The sequence below is a fragment of the Sphingopyxis sp. genome (assembly GCF_035998905.1).
Classification (GTDB): Bacteria; Pseudomonadota; Alphaproteobacteria; order Sphingomonadales; family Sphingomonadaceae; genus Sphingopyxis.
On sequence record NZ_DASYHG010000019.1, the window covers coordinates 47,896 to 65,158 of the forward strand.

The 17,263-nt window shown below is 69.5% G+C and carries 22 protein-coding genes; 21 read left to right on the forward strand and 1 reads right to left on the reverse strand.

Going from position 1 to position 17,263, the window contains the following annotated elements; all coding sequences use genetic code 11:
• Positions 1-33 precede the first annotated feature (33 nt).
• From VGN62_RS10025 to VGN62_RS10075, 11 genes are all read left to right on the forward strand, one after another.
• Entirely contained in the window at positions 34-540 is a 507-nt protein-coding gene (locus VGN62_RS10025) for a hypothetical protein (protein WP_327453321.1), read from the forward strand.
• Between the two features lie 3 nt (positions 541-543).
• Positions 544-1,878, forward strand: coding sequence for a DNA-packaging protein (locus tag VGN62_RS10030; RefSeq protein ID WP_327453322.1), 1,335 nt, complete (start codon positions 544-546; stop codon positions 1,876-1,878).
• A gap of 51 nt (positions 1,879-1,929) precedes the next feature.
• Complete coding sequence (locus VGN62_RS10035; RefSeq protein WP_327453323.1) at positions 1,930-3,036, forward strand: phage portal protein; 1,107 nt, start codon at positions 1,930-1,932, stop codon at positions 3,034-3,036.
• A gap of 14 nt (positions 3,037-3,050) precedes the next feature.
• Positions 3,051-3,368, forward strand: a complete 318-nt coding sequence (locus tag VGN62_RS10040) for a DUF6127 family protein (RefSeq protein ID WP_327453325.1) — start codon at positions 3,051-3,053, stop codon at positions 3,366-3,368.
• Positions 3,365-3,754 carry an HK97 family phage prohead protease gene (locus VGN62_RS10045; RefSeq protein ID WP_327453326.1) on the forward strand — a complete coding sequence of 130 codons (390 nt, stop codon included), beginning with the start codon at positions 3,365-3,367 and terminating at the stop codon, positions 3,752-3,754. The genes VGN62_RS10040 and VGN62_RS10045 overlap by 4 nt, the downstream gene beginning before the upstream one ends.
• A gap of 5 nt (positions 3,755-3,759) precedes the next feature.
• A complete protein-coding gene (locus tag VGN62_RS10050; RefSeq protein WP_327453328.1) occupies positions 3,760-4,899 on the forward strand; it encodes a phage major capsid protein in 1,140 nt (379 codons plus the stop codon).
• A gap of 100 nt (positions 4,900-4,999) precedes the next feature.
• Positions 5,000-6,403, forward strand: coding sequence for a tail fiber domain-containing protein (locus VGN62_RS10055; protein ID WP_327453330.1), 1,404 nt, complete (start codon positions 5,000-5,002; stop codon positions 6,401-6,403).
• Positions 6,400-6,555, forward strand: coding sequence for a hypothetical protein (locus tag VGN62_RS10060; RefSeq protein WP_327453332.1), 156 nt, complete (start codon positions 6,400-6,402; stop codon positions 6,553-6,555). Before VGN62_RS10055 ends, VGN62_RS10060 begins: the two co-directional genes overlap by 4 nt.
• A gap of 14 nt (positions 6,556-6,569) precedes the next feature.
• Positions 6,570-6,851, forward strand: a complete 282-nt coding sequence (locus VGN62_RS10065; protein ID WP_327453334.1) for a hypothetical protein — start codon at positions 6,570-6,572, stop codon at positions 6,849-6,851.
• On the forward strand, positions 6,851-7,399 hold the full coding sequence (locus VGN62_RS10070) for a head-tail connector protein (RefSeq protein ID WP_327453336.1): 549 nt from the start codon (positions 6,851-6,853) through the stop codon (positions 7,397-7,399). Before VGN62_RS10065 ends, VGN62_RS10070 begins: the two co-directional genes overlap by 1 nt.
• A complete protein-coding gene (locus tag VGN62_RS10075; protein ID WP_327453338.1) occupies positions 7,396-7,788 on the forward strand; it encodes a DUF3168 domain-containing protein in 393 nt (130 codons plus the stop codon). Before VGN62_RS10070 ends, VGN62_RS10075 begins: the two co-directional genes overlap by 4 nt.
• 36 nt (positions 7,789-7,824) lie before the next feature.
• On the opposite strand, the gene VGN62_RS10080 is transcribed toward VGN62_RS10075, so the two are convergent.
• The gene (locus tag VGN62_RS10080) at positions 7,825-8,160 is read right to left on the reverse strand and encodes a hypothetical protein (RefSeq protein ID WP_327453340.1); all 336 of its coding nucleotides are present in this window, start codon (positions 8,158-8,160) and stop codon (positions 7,825-7,827) included.
• Between the two features lie 49 nt (positions 8,161-8,209).
• Here VGN62_RS10080 and VGN62_RS10085 point away from each other — a divergent pair, with 49 nt between their 5' ends.
• From VGN62_RS10085 to VGN62_RS10130, 10 genes are all read left to right on the forward strand, one after another.
• Complete coding sequence (locus tag VGN62_RS10085; protein ID WP_327453342.1) at positions 8,210-8,617, forward strand: phage major tail protein, TP901-1 family; 408 nt, start codon at positions 8,210-8,212, stop codon at positions 8,615-8,617.
• Positions 8,614-8,925: a gene transfer agent family protein gene (locus VGN62_RS10090; protein WP_327453344.1), complete on the forward strand. Its 312-nt coding sequence runs from the start codon at positions 8,614-8,616 to the stop codon at positions 8,923-8,925. Before VGN62_RS10085 ends, VGN62_RS10090 begins: the two co-directional genes overlap by 4 nt.
• Before the next feature lies 1 nt (position 8,926).
• Entirely contained in the window at positions 8,927-9,130 is a 204-nt protein-coding gene (locus tag VGN62_RS10095; protein WP_327453346.1) for a phage tail assembly chaperone, read from the forward strand.
• The gene (locus VGN62_RS10100; protein ID WP_327453348.1) at positions 9,123-9,707 is read left to right on the forward strand and encodes a tail tape measure protein; all 585 of its coding nucleotides are present in this window, start codon (positions 9,123-9,125) and stop codon (positions 9,705-9,707) included. The genes VGN62_RS10095 and VGN62_RS10100 overlap by 8 nt, the downstream gene beginning before the upstream one ends.
• On the forward strand, positions 9,707-12,031 hold the full coding sequence (locus tag VGN62_RS10105) for a DUF2460 domain-containing protein (RefSeq protein WP_327453350.1): 2,325 nt from the start codon (positions 9,707-9,709) through the stop codon (positions 12,029-12,031). The genes VGN62_RS10100 and VGN62_RS10105 overlap by 1 nt, the downstream gene beginning before the upstream one ends.
• A complete protein-coding gene (locus VGN62_RS10110) occupies positions 12,031-12,846 on the forward strand; it encodes a DUF2163 domain-containing protein (RefSeq protein WP_327453733.1) in 816 nt (271 codons plus the stop codon). The genes VGN62_RS10105 and VGN62_RS10110 overlap by 1 nt, the downstream gene beginning before the upstream one ends.
• The gene (locus VGN62_RS10115) at positions 12,839-13,249 is read left to right on the forward strand and encodes an NlpC/P60 family protein (protein WP_327453352.1); all 411 of its coding nucleotides are present in this window, start codon (positions 12,839-12,841) and stop codon (positions 13,247-13,249) included. The genes VGN62_RS10110 and VGN62_RS10115 overlap by 8 nt, the downstream gene beginning before the upstream one ends.
• A gap of 2 nt (positions 13,250-13,251) precedes the next feature.
• Positions 13,252-15,429: a phage tail protein gene (locus VGN62_RS10120; protein ID WP_327453354.1), complete on the forward strand. Its 2,178-nt coding sequence runs from the start codon at positions 13,252-13,254 to the stop codon at positions 15,427-15,429.
• 11 nt (positions 15,430-15,440) lie between these two features.
• Positions 15,441-15,893, forward strand: a complete 453-nt coding sequence (locus tag VGN62_RS10125; RefSeq protein WP_327453356.1) for a DUF2793 domain-containing protein — start codon at positions 15,441-15,443, stop codon at positions 15,891-15,893.
• Between the two features lie 129 nt (positions 15,894-16,022).
• A complete protein-coding gene (locus VGN62_RS10130) occupies positions 16,023-17,141 on the forward strand; it encodes an OmpA family protein (RefSeq protein WP_327453358.1) in 1,119 nt (372 codons plus the stop codon).
• The last annotated feature ends 122 nt before the right edge of the window (positions 17,142-17,263 follow it).

Consider the following 17,263-nt stretch of genomic DNA (forward strand, 5'->3'; position numbering starts at 1 on the left):
TGTTCCGGCCCGGTTGCGTCTGGAGGTCGGGCGATGGATCTGGTTGTGATGGGCGGCAAGAACCGGTTGCTGGTCAAGACGAAGCGGTCGCGCCGCGAAACGTCCCAGCGCAGCCGTGACGCCTTCATCCTGTCGCTGAGCGAGACGTGCAATGTATCGCTGTCGGCGGAACGGGCGGGGATTGCCCTGTCGACGGTGTACAAGATGCGGCAGCGCGACGCGGCCTTTGCTGCAGCATGGCAACGCGCGCTCGACGACGGGTATCAACGGCTGGAGATGGGGCTGGTTCAGGCGGCGCTGGCCGCGGTTGAGGGGCTGCGTCCCGATGCGACCGACGGCGGAGACCGGCCGATCGTCGAGCCGATGACGATGGATCAGGCGCTCCGCCTGCTCGGGCGGCATGAAGGGAGCGTTCGCAGCGGACGGCTCAAGACCAACCGGCCGGGCAAGGGCCGGATGCCGACGTCCGAAGAGACCGACGAGGCGATCCTGAAACGGCTGGCGGTGCTTCGCCGCCAGCGCGGCTGGGACCAGCTTTGAGCGATGGCGCAGGCGACGCGTGATGTCGTCGGTGACGTTCTCGGACAGTTGAGCGGGCTCAGCCCCGGCCAGCTTCGGCGGCTGATGCGCGACCTTTCGGGAAGACACCGGCGCGAATTGATCGAACGCTGGCAGGGCTGGGCACAGGAGGGGCAATGCGAGCCGCCGGGTGACTGGCGGATATGGATGATCCGCGCCGGGCGGGGGTTCGGCAAGACGCGCGCCGGGGCCGAATGGATCAGCGAATGGGCGCGGATGCTGCCCGGTGCGCGGATCGCGCTTGTCGCGGCGAATGATGCTGACGGGCGGCGGGTGATGATCGAGGGGCCGAGCGGTTTGCTGGCGGTCGCGCGGTCGGACGAGGGGCCGCTTTGGCGCGAAAGTCTGCGCGAGCTGCACTTCGACAGCGGCGCGGTGGCGACGCTCTATTCGGCGGCGGCGGCGGAGAATCTGCGGGGGCCCGAGCATCATGTCGCCTGGTGCGACGAACTGGCGAAATGGCCGCAGGGCGATGCGGCGTGGGACAATCTGGTGATGGGGCTGCGTCTGGGCGAGGCGCCGCGCGTGCTGGTGACGACGACGCCGCGGCCGACCGCGCTGATGCGGCGGATCATGGCGCTTCCCGGCTTCGAGGAAACGCGCGGCGGGACGAACGACAACGCCTATCTGCCCTCGAACTTCGTCGAGGCGATGCTGGCGAGTTATGGCGGCACGCGGCTGGGACGGCAGGAGCTGGACGGCGAGCTGCTCGAGGATGTCGAGGGCGCGTTGTGGACGCGGGGGCTGGTCGAGCGGTGCCGCGTTGTGGCGGCGGAGATCGGCAAGCCGGTGCGCGTGGTGATCGGGGTCGATCCGCCCGCGACGAGCCGCGGCGACGCGTGCGGGATCGTGGTCGCGGCGTTGCTGCGTGACGGGCGGCTGGCGGTGGTCGAGGATGCGAGCGTTGAAAATCCGCCGCCCGGCGTCTGGGCGCAGGCCGCCGCCGCGGCTGCGGCGCGCTGGGGCGCCGACCGGATCGTCGCCGAGAGCAATATGGGCGGCGAGATGGTCGAGGGCACGCTGCGCCAGGCCGACTGCACGCTGCCCGTGGTGCCGGTCCATGCGAGTGTCGGCAAGGCGCGGCGGGCAGAACCGGTCGCGATTGCCTATGAGCGCGGCGACGTGGTGCATGCGGGGGTATTCGCAGAGCTGGAGGACCAGCTTTGCGGGTTGCAGGTGGGTGGCGGCTATGCCGGGCCGGGGCGCTCGCCGGATCGGGCGGATGCCTGCGTCTGGGCGCTGGCGGCTTTGCTGGGGGCGAAGCGGAAGGGGCGCGAGCCAGGGGTCCGGCGGGTTTAGGTGAGGTTAGCTGGAAGTAGCGCGTCGCCGGGCGACGGATAGGAGATCATCATGAACTGGTTTGGCCGCAAGGCTGCGCAGGTGGCTGCGCGGCCCGCTTTGTCGCGTGTGTATGGGAGCTGGAGCGCGCCCGCGCCGTTGAGTTGGGAGGCGCAGGTGCGCGAGGGCTATCTGTCCAACGCGATTGTGCAGCGGGCGGTGCGGCTGGTCGCCGAGGCTGCCGGCAGCGCGCCGGTGGTGGCGAGCGATCCGGCGCTGGCGGCGCTGCTCGGGGCGACGTCGGGTGGGCAGGGGCTGGTCGAGACTTTGGCGTCGCAGTTGCTGCTGCACGGCAATGGCTATGTACAGATTTTGACCGATGGCGCGGGGGCGCCGGCGGAGCTGTTTGCGCTGCGGCCCGAGCGGGTGACGGTGGAGGCCGACGCGCGCGGGTGGCCGGTCGCCTATCGGTATAAGGCCGGTGGGTCGGCGGCGGTGCTGCCCGCCGAGGATGGCGCGGGGCGCGTCGCGGTGGTGCATGTGAAGGCGCTGCATCCGCTCGACGATCATTATGGCACGGGGTGCCTGGGCGCGGCGGCTGGCGCGATCGCGGCGCATAATGCGGCGGCGAAGTGGAATGCGGCGTTGCTCGACAATGCGGCGCGGCCTTCGGGGGCGTTGGTGCATGATCCGGGCGACAAGGGGATGCCCTTGTCGGCGGAGCAAGTCGACCGGCTTCGCGAGGAGCTGGCGGAGAGTTTCGCGGGCGGGGCGAATGCCGGGCGACCTTTGCTGCTCGAAGGCGGGCTGAAGTGGCAGGCGCTGTCGCTGTCGCCGGCGGAGATGGATTTCCTGGCGCTGAAAGACAGCAGTGCGCGCGAGATTGCCATGGCGTTCGGGGTGCCACCGATGCTGCTCGGACTGCCGGGCGATGCGACCTACGCCAATTATCGCGAGGCCAATCGCGCGCTGTGGAGGCTGACGGTGCTGCCGCTTTGCGCGAAAATTTTGGGCGCGATTGCGCAGGGTTTGAGCGGGTGGTTCGATGGTGCCGAGCTGCGCGTCGACCTCGACCGGGTGCCGGCGCTGGCCGAGGACCGGATGGCGCTATGGCGCGAGGTGTCGGCGGCGGACTGGCTGACTGCGGATGAGAAGAAGGCGCTGCTCGGCGTCGACTAACCGGAGAAATCGACATGGATGAAGACGAAGCGCTGGCGCGGTTGATCGCGCTGGCGGGGACGGGTGTGGCCGGCGCGCCTGACGCGGCGTTGCTACGCGCGGTGGTCGAGGAGGCGAGCGAGCTTGGCGCGCGGCGCGCGCTGGCAAGGCTGGGCCTCGCCGACGAGGCGGCGCGCGACGATGTGAGCGATTTGCGCCAGCTGCTGGGTGCGTGGCGCGATGCGAAGAAGAGTGTGTGGGCGGCGGTGGTCGACTGGGCGGTGCGCGGGATGCTCGCGCTGCTGGTCGTCGGGCTGGCGATGAAGCTGGGGCTGCCGGGGCTGCTCAAATGAGCGTCCGCTTTGCGGGCTATGCGTCGGTGTTCGACCGCGTCGACCGCGGCGGCGATGTCGTGCGCAGCGGGGCCTTTGCGGCGAGTTTGCGCGAACGGCGTGCGGTGCCTTTGCTGTGGCAGCATCGCCCGGGCGCCAGCATCGGCGTGATCGAGGCATTGGCGGAGGATGCGCGCGGACTGCGCGTCGTCGCGCGGGTGACGCATCCGGCGGCGGCGAAGCTCGTCGCGGCGGGCGCGCTGACCGGATTGAGCTTTGGGTACCGCGTGCAGGCTTCGCGCGGCGACAATCCGCGCGAGCTGGTGGCGCTCGACCTCGCCGAGGTGAGCTTGGTCGCGGCGCCGATGCAGCCGCTCGCGCGGGTGATTCAGGTGGTGAAGGAGTGACGAGAATGGACGATATGGAAGTGAAAGCCGACGCGCTCGACGGCGCGTTCGATGCGGTGCTGGCGGCCGAGGCGGTCGATGATCTCAAGGCGTCGGTGGCGGCGTTGAAGGCACAGGTCGACGCGCAGGCGGTCGCGGCGTCGCGGCTGCCGCTCGATGGCGCGAAGGCGGCCGATCCGGCGCGCGATGCGTTCGTTGAGCGCTATCTGCGGCGCGGGATCGACGCGGGCGTCGAGATGAAGAGCCTGTCGGGCGCGAGCGGCGGCGAGGGCGGTTTTGCGGTGCCGCGCGAGATCGACGGATCGATCGCGGCGACCTTGAAGACGCTGTCGCCGATCCGGTCGATCGCGACCGTCGTGCAGACGGGGACGAGCGGATATCGCAAGCTGGTCGCCACGGGATCGATGGGCGCGGGCTGGGTCGGCGAGACCGCGGCGCGGCCCGAGACCGCGACGCGCAGCTTCGCCGAGATCGTGCCGCCGTCGGGCGAGCTCTACGCCAATCCGGCGGCGAGCCAGGCGATGCTCGACGATGCGATGTTCAACGTCGAGGACTGGCTGGCCGAGCAGTTGGGGCGCGAGTTTGCCGTCGCGGAAGGGAGCGCGTTCGTGAACGGCAACGGGACGAACCGTCCGAAGGGCTTCCTGACCTATGCGACGACGAACGAGATCGACAGTGTGCGCGCCTTCGGGACGTTGCAGCATCTCGCGACGGGGATGGCGGGTGCCTTTCCGGCGTCGAACCCGCAGGACAGACTGGTCGAGCTCGTCCATTCGCTGAAGGCGCCGTACCGGCAAGGGGCGTGCTGGGTGATGAACAGCGATACGCTCGCCCGCATCCGCAAGTTCAAGACGACCGACGGCGCCTTCATCTGGCAGCCGGGGATGGTCGAGGGGCAGGCCGCGACCTTGCTCGGCTATCCGGTGGTCGAGGCCGAGGACATGCCCGACGTCGCGGCGAACAGCCTGTCGATCGCGTTCGGCAATTTCCGCGCGGGCTACCTCGTCGCCGACCGCGGCGAGACGCGCATCCTTCGCGATCCGTTCAGCAACAAGCCCTTCGTGCATTTCTATGCAACCAAGAGGGTCGGCGGTGCGATCATCGATTCGCAGGCGATCAAGCTGATGAAGTTCGCCGCCAGCTGATCTGGCGCGCGATGGGCGCCCGGCGCCGGCTTCTTCCCTTTCGGAAGCCGCGCCGGGCGCCAATTTCCCTGCTATCGATACTGGAAAGGATGGCCCTGCCATGCCGACCCCCTTTTTCGCCGACCTGGTGCGCGAGCTGTGCCAGGAAGGCGGGACCGGACCGCTGATGCCCACGGGCGCGGTGCCGGGCCATCGCCGCTTTGCGGGCGCCGTTCCGGCGAACACATTATTTCATTGCGCCGTCGCCGGAATCGCGCATCCCGAACAGTGGGAAGCCGGCGAGGGGCGGATCGACGCGCTGGGCCGGCTGGTCCGCGACAGCGTCGCCGCGTCGTCGAGCGGCGGCGCGACGGTCGACTTCCTTCCCGGCCTCAAGACGATCGCGCTGACCGTCGGGGCGAGCTGGTTCGCCGCAAGCGATACCGGCGAAGCGGCGCAGGACGATGCGATCGGGGCGCTGGAAACCGGTCTTGCCGCGAAGCAGCCGCTTTCGACGACGCATGGCGCCGTAGCGAATGCTCTCACGAGCGACCTGGTGACCGTCCGCCGCGACGACGGCTGGGTGAATGTGCCGCTGGCGACCATTCCGTTCCGCGGCGCCGACGGACGCCATTTGCTGGGCGGTCCGCTCGGCGCGGGGGACGGCAGCGCGGCGGCGCCCGCGGTCAGCTTTGCCGCCGACCCCGATTGCGGACTGTTCCGTCCGGGCGCGAACATGATCGCGATCGCGACGGGCGGGACCGAGCGGTTGCGCCTGTCGGCGTCGGGAAATCTCGGTATCGGGACGAGCGCGCCGGCGGCCGCGCTGCACGTCGTGCAGCCGAATGCAACGCTCGTGACGGTCGAGGCGACCAACGCGGGCGCGACCGACACGCAGCTGCGCATCGTGACCCCCGACCGCGATTGGCGGATCGGGCAGAATGTCGGCGGCGTCGGGGTCGGATCGCTGATCTTTTACGATGTGACGGCGGGGGCACCGCGCCTGATCGCCGAACCCGGCGGCGCGTTTCGGCCGGGTATCGACGGGGGCCAGACGCTGGGCACTGCCGCAGCGCGCTGGTCGCTTCTGTTCGCCGCGACGGGGGTGATCAACACGTCCGATGCGCGCGACAAAAGGTGGCGCGGCGGCGCGAGCGACGCCGAAATGCGCGCCGCGGCGCGCATCGTCGCCGAACTGGGCTTTTACCAGTGGAACGACGCGATCGCCGAAAAGGGCGCCGATGGCGCTCGCTATCATTTCGGCGTCCGGGCGCAGGCGGTGTGGGCGATCATGGCCGACGAAGGGCTGATCGCGCCGCTCGACGCCGACGGGCAGCCCGGAGCCGTGCGCTATGCCTTTTTGTGCTGCGACGCGTGGGACGCTGCGGTCGCAACCGATCCCGATGGTTCGGAGCGGTGTGTGCGTGCCGCCGGATATCGTTTCGGCCTGCGCCCCGACCAGCTGACCTTGTTCCTGATCGCCGCGCAGGAGCGCCGAATCGCGGCGCTGGAGGCCGCGGCATGACCGGCGGATCGGCGCTGGGTTCGCGCGCGATCGGCGACGTCGCGCGCCGCGACCTCGCCAGCGAATGGAGCGGCCCGGCGCCCGCGGCGCCGCAAGTCGGTGTGCCGCTGGTCCGCGAGGCTGGTCGCCGCGTGATCATCCGCAAACCCTGAACGAAAGGACCGGCATGACGATGATGGTGAAAGATCCGGACAGCCGGATCGATTTCGAATTCGACTGGGCCGTCGCCTATCCCGACGGGCAGGCGGTGATCGCGAGCGCGTGGGCGGTCGGGCCGGACGAGGCGGGCGGCGTCGCGGTTGCGGGCGCCGCGCACGACCTGATGCGCGCGACTGCGACGCTGGCGGGCGGGGTCGCGGGGCGTGTCTATCGCGTCACCAACCGCGTGACCTTGAGCGACGGGCAGATCGACGAGCGGTCGATGACGGTGCGGGTGGAGGAGCGATGATGGCGGAAAGTCTGGTGCCGGGCGGGGCCCCGATCAGCCTGAACGAGGCGCGTAGCTGGCTGCGGCTGGGGGCGACGATCGACGATGCGGTGGTGGCGGGGCTCGTTCGCGCCGCGACCAGCGTCTGCGAAGCCTTTATCGGCCAGTGGCTGATCGTCCGGGCGGGCGAGGAAACCCTGCCGGTGGCGCCGGGCGGCGTGATCCAGCCAGGCGTGCGGCCGGTCGTGGGGATCGACGCGGTCGACCTGCTGTTGCCCGATGGCAGCGAGAGGGCGCTGGCCGCGGGCGACTATCGGACGGCAACTGGCCGCGACGGCACGGCGCGGGTGACGATCGACGATCCGCGCGGTGCGGTGCGGGCGCGCGTCGCGTATCGTGCGGGAATCGCCGACGGCGCAAACCATATTCCCGAGGCAATCCGCCAGGGAATCCTTCGCATGACGCAGCATTTGCACGATGCGCGCGACGGTGCGGGCGCGGCGCCGCCGGCAGCGATCGCGGCGCTGTGGCAGCCGTGGCGGCGCTTGACGCTGGGGGGCGGGCAATGACGAGCGCCGAAGGCGCGCTGCGGGCGCGGGCGCTGGACCTGCTGGCGAAGGACGCGGCGCTGGCGGGGCTGGTCCACGGCATTTTCGACGGCACCCCGCCGCGCGCCACCGCGCCCTATGTCATGGTGGGTACGGCGGAGGGCAGCGACTGGGGGACCAAGGACCGCGCCGGGCGCGAGGTCCGCCTGACGCTGATGCTGGTCGGTGTCGACGGTGCGGACGGCGATGTCGCGGCGGCACGGATCGATGCCGTGGCGCAGGCGATGCGCGGTCCGGCCGGCGCCTGGACGGTGGTCGGGGCGCGGACGATCCGGACGCGCTTCACCTTCGCCCGCGACGGCGGCTGGCGGCATGAGATGGTCGTGCGGTGCCGGTGTCTCGCGGCGTGAAAACCCTCCCCCGAAGGGAAGGGCTAGTTGGAGCGATCAGTCGCCCGGCAGCGTGTTGGTCGATTTATAATCTTTGAACTTGTCGGTGAAATTGGCGTGGTAATCGTCGATCTGCATCTCGGCGTCCTCGCCCGCGACCTTTTCGGAATCGCCGCCCGAGCGCCCCAGCGCGATCACCGCCTTGCGGAAGGCTTCGCGTTCGGTCGAACAATTCGCCTTCACCGTCATCTCATATTCGGCCTCTTCCATCTTGGCTTCGAGCGCCTTCTTCATGTCGGTGCGCAGGCACTTGGTGAAGGCGGCGCGCGTCGTGTCGACCGTCGCCGAGGGCGACTGCGCCATGAGCGCCAAAACTATTGTCGTGATCAGCATCCTGCGACTCCCCGTTAGCGGATGATTTTTTACCCGAGGAGATTAGACGATGGCGATTGAAAATGGGAGCGATTTTCTGCTGAAGATCGGCGATGGCGACGTGCCGCCCACGTATCGGACTGTCGCGGGCCTGCGCACCACGCAGATGTCGGTGAACGGCGACGCGGTGAACGTCACGACCAAGGATTCGGGCGGTTGGCGCGAGCTGTTGTCGGGGGCCGGCGTGCGGTCGGTTTCGGTGAGCGCGGCGGGTATCTTTACCGGGTCGGACGCCGAGGTGCGACTGCGCGGCGCGGCGTTGTCGGGGGTTCTCGACGACTATGAGCTGAGCTTTGAAAGTGGCGAGCGGATGCGCGGGCGTTTCCTCGTCACGCGGCTCGATTATGCCGGCGATTATAATGGCGAGCGCAACTACACGCTGAACCTGGAGTCGAGCGGCGCGGTGGTGAGCTTGTGAGCGGCGCGAACGCGCTGCGCGGCGAGGCCGAGCTGCGCGTCGACGGGCGCGTGCTGGTGCTGCGCCCGAGCTTTGCGGCGCTAGTGGCGGCGGAGGCCGAGCTGGGGCCGCTGTTCGCGCTGGTCGAGCGCGCTGCCGAGGGGCGGCTGGCGCTGGGCGAACTCGCCTGCCTGTTCTGGCACTGTATACAGGAGCGGCCCGAGACGCTGACGCGCGAGGCGGTCGGCGAGGCGGTCGTCGCAGAGGGTTTGGCGGCGGTAACCCCGGCGCTGCGCGTGCTGCTGGGGCAGATATTGCAGGGACGATGAGATGGCGGACGAGCGGCTGGGCCGGGCGGCGGTTGCGCTGGCCGGCGTGATGGCGCGCGTCGCCGGATGGCGGCCCGACGAATTCTGGGTGGCGACCCCCGCCGACGTGCGCGCGGCGCTGGCCGGATGGGTCGAGGCCGACGCGGACGCGCCGGTCGATGGCGCGGCGCTCGCGGCAATGATGGAGAGGTTTCCCGATGGGTGACGAGATCGACGAGATGGTCGTGGCGGTGCGCGCCGACACCGGCGCGTTCCGGCGCGACATAGCGGCGCTGCGCGCCGAGCTGGGCGGACCGCTCGTCGCGGGCGCCGAGGATGCGGGGCGTGCGATCGAGCGCGCACTGTCGCGCGCGATCGTCAGCGGCAAGATGGGGTTCGAGGACCTGAAACGGCTGGCGCTGTCGGTGATGAACGACATCGCGCGCGCGGCGATTTCGGGCGGCATCAACGCCGCGATGGGCGGCGGTGGCGGATCGGGGGGCGGCGCCGGCGGGTTGCTGTCGCTCGGCACGTCGATCGCGATGGCGCTGTTCGGGGCGCCGGGGCGCGCGACGGGCGGGCCGGTGAGCGCCGGGCGCGCCTATCGCGTCGGCGAGCGCGGCCCCGAATTGTTCGTGCCGACGGCGAGCGGCCGGATCGAGGCGGCGGGCGGGGTCACGCGCAACATCGCGATCACCGTGAATGTCCGCGGCGACGCGGGGAGCGAGCCGCAAAGGCTGGCGCAAACCGGGCGGCAACTGGCGCGCGCGGTGCGGCGCGCTGTCGCGGCGGGAGAAGATTGATGGGTTGGGCGCTCGTGGCGGCCGCCGAGCCGCATCATCGGAAAGGCTGGCTCAAGCGGTTCGACCCGCGCTTCTGGACGGTCGATTTTGCGCGGCCGATGATGGCGAGCGTGACGAGCGATGCGCCGGGCGCGCTGCGCGTCGAGGCGGTGTTTTACCGCAAGCAGGACCTTGCGGGGCTGATCTGGGAGGCAGAGGATCGCTGGGACCATCCGTTGCTCGCCTATGAGACGAAACGCGATTTCCGGCATACCCAGCTCAAATTTCGGTGGCGCTCGGGCGGGATCAAGCCGCTCGATGCGCTGCACGGGCCGACGCTGACGATCGAGGGGCGCGATGCGGCGGGAAACCCGCGTGCCTGGTATATACGGCTGTGGAATTATGCGGTGGGGACGGGCGAGGATGCGGTCGTCACCCTCGATTTCGATTCGCTGAACGGCGGTTTCCTGTTGCCCGGCGAGGCCGACCCGGTGTGGGCGGGCGACATCGACCGGATGTTCATTTCGCTGGTGCCGCCAGACTATGACGGCGGCGACGCCGTGCTGGCGGCGCCGGGGGCGGGCTGGGCCGAGATGAGCGCGATCGCCGTGTCGGGATCGGGATCGGTGCTGGCGATCGGCGATGTGGTGATGCCCGAACATGGCCTCGGGATCGCGAGCGGCTATGACGACAGCTATCACCTGACCCCGGCGCGGCTGGTGCGGCAGGTGGTGCAGCTCGGCTATCGCGGCGACATCGTCCATTATGTCGGAATGAGCCATTATATGCGGCTCGAGGCCGTGGGAGACAGTTTTCACACGAGCGTTGCGGGCGGGGCGCTCAACGCGCCGTGCGCGGCGTGGCATGCGGCGTTCGCGGCGGCGTGCCGCGATGCCGGGCTGGGCGTGATCTGGTCACTCTCCTACGAGCTGTTCGACGCCTATTGCCCGGCCGACTGGAAGCAGCGCGATGCGGAGGGCGCGCCCGCGCTGACGGGGTGGGAGCCGCCGTCGACCTTGCTTTCCCCGGCGAATGCGGCGGCGATGGGATATTTGCAGCTGGTTGCGCGGGCGTTCGTAGGGATTGCGGTGGCGGCGGGCTTGCCGCTGAAATTCCAGGTCGGCGAGCCATGGTGGTGGATCGCCGCGGGCGGGCGGATCTGTGCCTATGATGCGGCGACGACGGCGGCGCTGGGGTCGGCGAGCGTGGCGATTGCCGACGTGCGCGGGGCACTGGGCGCGGCGCAGCTGGCGATGCTCGATGCGCTGGGCGTGTTGCTGGCGGGATCGACCGCGGCTTTGGTTGCGGCGGCGCGCGACGAGGCTGGGGCGGCGGGGCTGGTCAGTCATTTGCTCGTTTACCTGCCGACCGTTCTCGACCCCGCGGCGCCCGCGGTGCGGCGCGCCAATGTACCGCTCGGGTGGGCGGCGCCGGCGTTCGATGTGCTGCAGCTCGAAGATTATGACTGGGCGACCGGCGGGCGCGGGGCGGAGACTGCGGGTGCACGCGCGGCGATGGTGCTGCGGCTCGGTTATCCAATTGAAGATCAGCATTATTTTTCGGGTTTCGTGCCGCGCGCGGAAGATCGCGCGCAATGGGCGGCGATCGCTGATGCGGCCGATCGCGCGCGGCGTGCCGGCCTGGCGCGCGCCTTTGTCTGGGCGCTGCCGCAGGTGGCGCGCGACGGGTTCGTGACATTTGACGGGGAGGGTGCGGTGCAGGCTTTCGATGCGGTGGATTTCCCGCTGGCGATCGGGCGCGAAGCGATGGTCGCGACCGAATTTTCGACGCAGATCGTGAGTTCGCCGTCGGGGCATGAGCAGCGCGCGAGCGAATGGGCGGAGGCGCGGATGCGCTATGACGCGGGGCCGGGCATCCGGTCGGAGGACGATGTGCGGTTGCTTGCCGATTTTTTTCGCGCACGGCGGGGTGCGGCGCGGGCGTTCCGCTTTCGCGATCCGTTCGATGGCAGCTCGGCGGCCGATGGCGGACTGCCGGCGGCGGGTGACCAGATGCTGGGGATCGGCGATGGCGTGCGTCGGCAATTTGCCTTGGTGAAGCGTTATGGTGCCGGTGATGCCGAGCAGGTGCGCAGGGTCGCCTTGCCGGTCGAGGGCAGCGTGCGCGTGTCGGTCGACGGGCTGGAGATCGCGGCGTTTCTGGTGACCGATGAAGGCGAGGTGTTGCTCGATGCGGCGCCGGCCCCGGGTGTCGCGGTGCGCGCGGGCTTTCTGTTCGATGTGCCGGTACGATTTGCCGACGACCGGCTGGAGGTGAGCCGTGCGACCTTTCTTGCGGGTGAGTTGGCGAGCGTGCCGCTGATCGAAGTGCGGGCGCCATGGTGATGCTCGAAGCGCCGGGATGGCTGCGCGAAGAAGTCGTCACCCTCGCGTGGTGCTGGCGGCTGGCGCGGCGCGACGGGGTCGTGATCGGGCTGACCTCGCATGACCGCGATATCGCCATGGGCGGGATCGTCTATCGCGCCGCGCCGGGGATGAAGCCGTCGGCGATCGAGACGAGTGACAGCCTCGACGCGGCGACGATGGATCTGGAAGGCGCGATTGCCAGCGATGCGATCGCGGCGCGCGATCTCGACGCCGGGCGCTGGGACGGAGCGGAGCTGGAGCTGTTCGTGACCGACTGGAGTGCGCCCGGCGTCGCACCGGTGACGGTCGCGCGGGGATCGCTGGGCGCCATTGAGCGGCGCGGATCGGCCTTTGCGGCGGAATTGCAGGGGGTGACGCGGCTGCTCGACCGGCCGGTGTGCCCCGCGACGTCGCCGTCGTGCCGGGCGGAGCTGGGCGACCGCGCGTGCCGCGTCGACCTCGCGCCCTTGACGCATTTTCGGCGTGTGATCGCGGTCGACGGCCGCGCGGTGACGCTCAACGCCGTCGCAGGCGCCATGGGATTTGGCGAGCTGATGTGGATCGAGGGGGCCAATTGCGGGCTGGCGAGCCCGGTGATCGCCGCCGACGGGGCGATCCTGCACCTGGCAGAGGCACCGGCCTTTGTTCCGGCGGCTCCGGTCCGTGTGCGGTTGATCGAGGGATGCGACCGGCAGCTCGCGACCTGCCGCGACCGCTTTGCCAACGCGGTGAATTTCCGCGGCGAAGCGCATCTGCCGGGCAACGACCTGCTGACGCGTTACCCCGGTGGATGATGCGGGCGCGCGCGCCTTTGCAGCGGCACGGGCGATGGTGGGGGCGGCGTTCCGGCCGCAGGGGTGCGACCCGGCGACGGGGCTCGACTGCGTGGGGCTGGTGTGGGCGGCCTATGCCGCGGCGGGGCGGCGGCTGGTGCGGCCGGTGGGCTATCCGCTGCGCGGTTGGGCACGGGCGCGCATCGAAGCGGCGCTGGTCGAAGCGGGGTTTTGCGCCGTGGTCGATGCAGCCCGCGTCGGCGATGTCGTGCTGATCGTGCATCCGGCGCGGCAATATCATCTCGGCCTGTTGGGGTCGGAGACCTTGATTCACGCCCATGCCGGACTGCGCCGCGTGGTGGAGGCACCGCTCGATGCGCTGGCGCGCGCTGCGGTGCGATGGCGCCTTTCAAACGGGGAATAGCAATGGCGACTTTGGTGCTGACGGTGGTCGGCGGGATTGTCGGTGGGCCGGTGGGAGCCGCGATCGGCGCGGCAATCGGCCAGCAGGTCGATGCGGCGATTTTCAAACCCAAGGGGCGCGAAGGGCCGCGGCTCGTCGACCTGAAAGTGCAGGCGTCGACCTATGGCCAGCAAATCCCGCAGCTGTTCGGGACGATGCGCGTCGCGGGGAGCGTGATCTGGGCGACCGACCTGATCGAGCGGCGGAGCAAGAGGGGCGGTGGCAAGGGGCGGCCGTCAACGACCGAATATAGCTATTCGGTATCGCTCGCGGTGGCGCTGTCGTCGCGGCCGATCGGCGCGATCCGGCGGATCTGGGCCGATGGCAATCTGCTGCGTGGATCGAGCGGGACATTCCAGGAGCGCTGCACCTTTCGCTGGCATGACGGAGGCGAGGACCAAGCGGTCGACCCGCTGGTCGCCTCGGCGCTCGGGATCGGTTCGGCGAGCGCCTTTCGCGGGCTCGCCTATGCGGTGTTCGAGGATCTGGAGCTGGGATCATTCGGCAACCGGATTCCATCGCTGACTTTCGAGGTCGAGGCCGATCCCGGGAACATCGATGCCGGATTGGTCGGCAACAGCCTGCTCGGCGAGGCTGGCCTTTGCATCGGTGATTGGCGCTTTTCGGGCTATGCGGCGTCGGGCGACCGCGCGCGCGACGCGCTGGCGCCGCTGTTCGACGTCGACGGTGTCCGATTGGCGAGCGGCTCCGGCCCGTGGCGGCTGGCGCCCGCCGCGATGATGGGTGCCGCGTTGGCGATGGACGATTTTCGTGAAGCGCGCCGCGGCGAAGCGGAGGCCGACCGGGCCGAGCAGCGCCGCGCGCCGTTGTCGGCGCTGCCCGGCTCGGTCCGGTTGCGCCATTACGAACCCGAGCGCGATTACCAGCTTGGACAGCAATCGAGCCGGGTCGCGGGGGGCGGCGTGCGCGAGGAGCGGATCGACCTGCCCGCGGTCCTGCCCGCGGCGTCGGCGCGCGCGCTGGCCCAGCGGCTGGCGAGAGCCGCCGCCGACGGCCGCGAGACGCTGATCCGGCACGCCGACCTGGCGGCGCTCGCTCTGCCGGTCGGCCGGGTGGTGACGCTGGCCGACGGCAGTGCCTGGCGGCTGGTGGGGCGGACGGTTCGGGCGCGCGAAATCCTGCTCGAACTCAAGCGCCATGCGCCGCTGCCCGCCGTCGAGCTTCCGGCGTCGCCCGGGATTCCGGTTCCTGCGCCCGATTGGCCCGATGCCGCGGGCACGGTGCATCTGTTCGACCTGCCAAACACCGGTAGTCCGGCTGCTTCGGCGCCGCATATCCTGGTCGCGGGGGCCGGAAGCAACAATGGCTGGCGCGGCGCCGATTGCTGGGTCGTCGCGGCGCCGGGTACGGAACCGGTCCCCGTCGGTACGCTGCGGCCGGCGGCGGCGCTGGGGCAGCTTGTTGCGCCGCTCGCCGCGGGGACCGAGGGCCTGTTCGATCTTTCGAACACCGTGCTGCTCGAACTGGTCAATCCGGCGATGACGCTCGAATCGGTGGACGATTCGGCCCTGCTCGGGGGCGCGAACCGGGCGATGGTGGGCGGCGAACTGTTGCAATTCGGCACCGCCGATACCGTGGCGCCGGGGGTCTGGCGCCTGTCGCGCTTGCTGCGCGGGCGTGCCGGCACCGCGGCCGACGTGCTGCATATGGCGGGTACGCCCTTCGTCCTGCTCGACGACCCCGCGCTGCTGACGCTGCCCGAAACGGTCGCGGGATGGGCGGAAGCGGGCGCGGCGGTGCTGCAATGGGCGCCGCGCGGCGGGACGGCGCTGGCGGAGGTCATGATACCGGGATGGGGCGGGGCGCTGCGGCCGCTGGCGCCGGTGCACGGGCAAATCCGGCCCGACGACGCAGGCGGGGTGACGGTCGGCTGGATCCGGCGCAGCCGCGTCGACACCGGCTGGCGCGACCATGTCGACCTGCCGATGGGCGAAAGCCGTGAGGTGTGGCGTATCGCCATTTCGCCGCCGGTCGCCGGCATCGGCCCGTGGGAGCGCGCGTCGACGACGCTCGATATCGGCGCAGCCGAACTCGCCGAACTGCCGCCCGGGTGCACCCTCGAGATTCGCCAGGCGGGCGACTTCGCACTGTCGTCCCCATTGTCCTTGCCGCTGACCTGAAAGGATAAGCCATGACCGACATGCCCACTACATCGCGTTTTGCGTTACCGTTACTTGCCGTCGCACAGGCGCAAAAGGAGGTGACGCATAACGAGGCTTTGACGCGGCTCGACGCGCTGATCCATCCCGCGATCGAGGCGGGGCCGCTGGCCGTTCCGCCCTCCGACCCCGTCAACGGGCAATGCTGGATCGTCGGTGCCGCGCCGACCGGTGCTTGGGCGGATCAGGAAAATGCGCTGGCGCTTTGGACCGCCGGCGGATGGCGTTTCGTGCCCCCGCGCGAGGGAATGTCGGTGACCCGGCTGACCGACCGGGTGCAGCTTCATTTCGAAGCGGGTGCATGGATCGCGCCCGGCGTGATCGAGCCACCGGCGGGCGGGTCGACAATCGACTCCGAAGCGCGTAGTGCCATCTCAACGTTGATCCTTCACCTCGCCGCGCAGGGTCTTCTGATTTCAGGCTGAATTTCCGTTCGATCGCGTTGTTAGTGCGACTTTTTGGCAACAGATTGACGATTTGTTCACTTGCACGGAACCAAAGCGGCGAGTAGGACGTCTGCCGAGACGTATATCTCAATTGAAAGGGGAATTACTATGAGGAAGCTTGCCGTCGCTCTGGCGTTGGCCTCCACCACCCTGGCGTCGCCCGTTCTGGCGCGCGACAACTCCTGGTATGTTGGTGTGGGTGCTGGCGCAATGCTCGTCGAGGACCTGGACCTCGATATCGGCACCTTCAACAATGCCGGTACGCTCGATCATCGCGCTGGCTATGATTTCGAAGGCACCGTCGGTTATGACTTCGGCGGTTTCCGCGCGGAAGTCGAAGTCGGCTATCGTGAAGCCGACATCAAGTCGGGCCGTTTCGCAACCCCGGGCATCCCGCAGTCGGTTAGCGGCGCAGGCAACCTGGCAACCGGTTCGTTCGATCTCGCCGGCGACACCAATGCGCTGAGCTTCATGGTCAACGGCATGCTCGACTTCGGCGACGACGACGGCCTTCAGGGCTTTGTCGGCGGTGGTGCCGGTGTTGCCCGCGTTTCGGTTGAGCCGGTCTATGCCGGTAACTTCCTCGACGATTCGGACACGGGCTTTGCCTGGCAGGCGATCGCGGGTATCCGCGCTCCGCTGAGCAGCAACATCGACGTTGGCCTGAAGTATCGTTTCTTCAACGCCGACAACCTCGACCTGGTCGACCAGCGCGGCCGCGACGTTTCGACGCGCTTCCGTTCGCACTCGATCCTCGGCACGCTGACGTTCAACTTCGGTGGCGCTCCGGCGCCGGTGGAACCGGCTCCCCCGCCGCCGCCCCCGCCGCCCCCGCCGCCCCCGCCGCCTCCGCCGCCGCCGCCGGTCGTGCAGTGTGAGCCCGGACCGTACATCGTGTACTTCGACTGGGATAAGTCGGACATCACGCCGGAAGCGGCTTCGACGCTCGACAACGCGATCAGCGCCTACAACCGTGGTTGCACGGGTACGCAGGTCATGCTCGCCGGTCACGCTGACCGTTCGGGTTCGGCCAAGTACAACGTCGGCCTGTCGGAACGCCGCAACACCGCGGTTCGCAGCTATCTCACCGCTCGCGGTATCTCGGATGGCTCGATCAGCGCGCAGGCGTTCGGCGAAACCCGTCCGGCCGTTGCGACCGCCGACGGCGTCCGCAACGACCAGAACCGTCGCGTGGAAATCACTTACGGTCCGAACTCGGGCATGTAAGACCGATTTCCATCCCCGACCGGGACTGGAAGAAAAGAGGGGCGGTACCGGAAGGTGCCGCCCTTTCTTTATGCGCGGCGCGTGCAGGTGCACCGCGACGAGATTGTCGAAATTGCCCTTGT

Bases quoted from the DNA above. Each gene is read 5' to 3' on its own strand.
- VGN62_RS10025 (WP_327453321.1), top strand. From the start codon at position 34: ATGGATCTGGTTGTGATGGGCGGCAAGAACCGGTTGCTGGTCAAGACG.
- VGN62_RS10030 (WP_327453322.1), top strand. From the start codon at position 544: ATGGCGCAGGCGACGCGTGATGTCGTCGGTGACGTTCTCGGACAGTTG.
- VGN62_RS10035 (WP_327453323.1), top strand. From the start codon at position 1,930: ATGAACTGGTTTGGCCGCAAGGCTGCGCAGGTGGCTGCGCGGCCCGCT.
- VGN62_RS10040 (WP_327453325.1), top strand. From the start codon at position 3,051: ATGGATGAAGACGAAGCGCTGGCGCGGTTGATCGCGCTGGCGGGGACG.
- VGN62_RS10045 (WP_327453326.1), top strand. From the start codon at position 3,365: ATGAGCGTCCGCTTTGCGGGCTATGCGTCGGTGTTCGACCGCGTCGAC.
- VGN62_RS10050 (WP_327453328.1), top strand. From the start codon at position 3,760: ATGGACGATATGGAAGTGAAAGCCGACGCGCTCGACGGCGCGTTCGAT.
- VGN62_RS10055 (WP_327453330.1), top strand. From the start codon at position 5,000: ATGCCGACCCCCTTTTTCGCCGACCTGGTGCGCGAGCTGTGCCAGGAA.
- VGN62_RS10060 (WP_327453332.1), top strand. From the start codon at position 6,400: ATGACCGGCGGATCGGCGCTGGGTTCGCGCGCGATCGGCGACGTCGCG.
- VGN62_RS10065 (WP_327453334.1), top strand. From the start codon at position 6,570: ATGACGATGATGGTGAAAGATCCGGACAGCCGGATCGATTTCGAATTC.
- VGN62_RS10070 (WP_327453336.1), top strand. From the start codon at position 6,851: ATGGCGGAAAGTCTGGTGCCGGGCGGGGCCCCGATCAGCCTGAACGAG.
- VGN62_RS10075 (WP_327453338.1), top strand. From the start codon at position 7,396: ATGACGAGCGCCGAAGGCGCGCTGCGGGCGCGGGCGCTGGACCTGCTG.
- VGN62_RS10080 (WP_327453340.1), bottom strand. From the start codon at position 8,160: ATGCTGATCACGACAATAGTTTTGGCGCTCATGGCGCAGTCGCCCTCG.
- VGN62_RS10085 (WP_327453342.1), top strand. From the start codon at position 8,210: ATGGCGATTGAAAATGGGAGCGATTTTCTGCTGAAGATCGGCGATGGC.
- VGN62_RS10095 (WP_327453346.1), top strand. From the start codon at position 8,927: ATGGCGGACGAGCGGCTGGGCCGGGCGGCGGTTGCGCTGGCCGGCGTG.
- VGN62_RS10100 (WP_327453348.1), top strand. From the start codon at position 9,123: ATGGGTGACGAGATCGACGAGATGGTCGTGGCGGTGCGCGCCGACACC.
- VGN62_RS10105 (WP_327453350.1), top strand. From the start codon at position 9,707: ATGGGTTGGGCGCTCGTGGCGGCCGCCGAGCCGCATCATCGGAAAGGC.
- VGN62_RS10110 (WP_327453733.1), top strand. From the start codon at position 12,031: ATGCTCGAAGCGCCGGGATGGCTGCGCGAAGAAGTCGTCACCCTCGCG.
- VGN62_RS10120 (WP_327453354.1), top strand. From the start codon at position 13,252: ATGGCGACTTTGGTGCTGACGGTGGTCGGCGGGATTGTCGGTGGGCCG.
- VGN62_RS10125 (WP_327453356.1), top strand. From the start codon at position 15,441: ATGACCGACATGCCCACTACATCGCGTTTTGCGTTACCGTTACTTGCC.
- VGN62_RS10130 (WP_327453358.1), top strand. From the start codon at position 16,023: ATGAGGAAGCTTGCCGTCGCTCTGGCGTTGGCCTCCACCACCCTGGCG.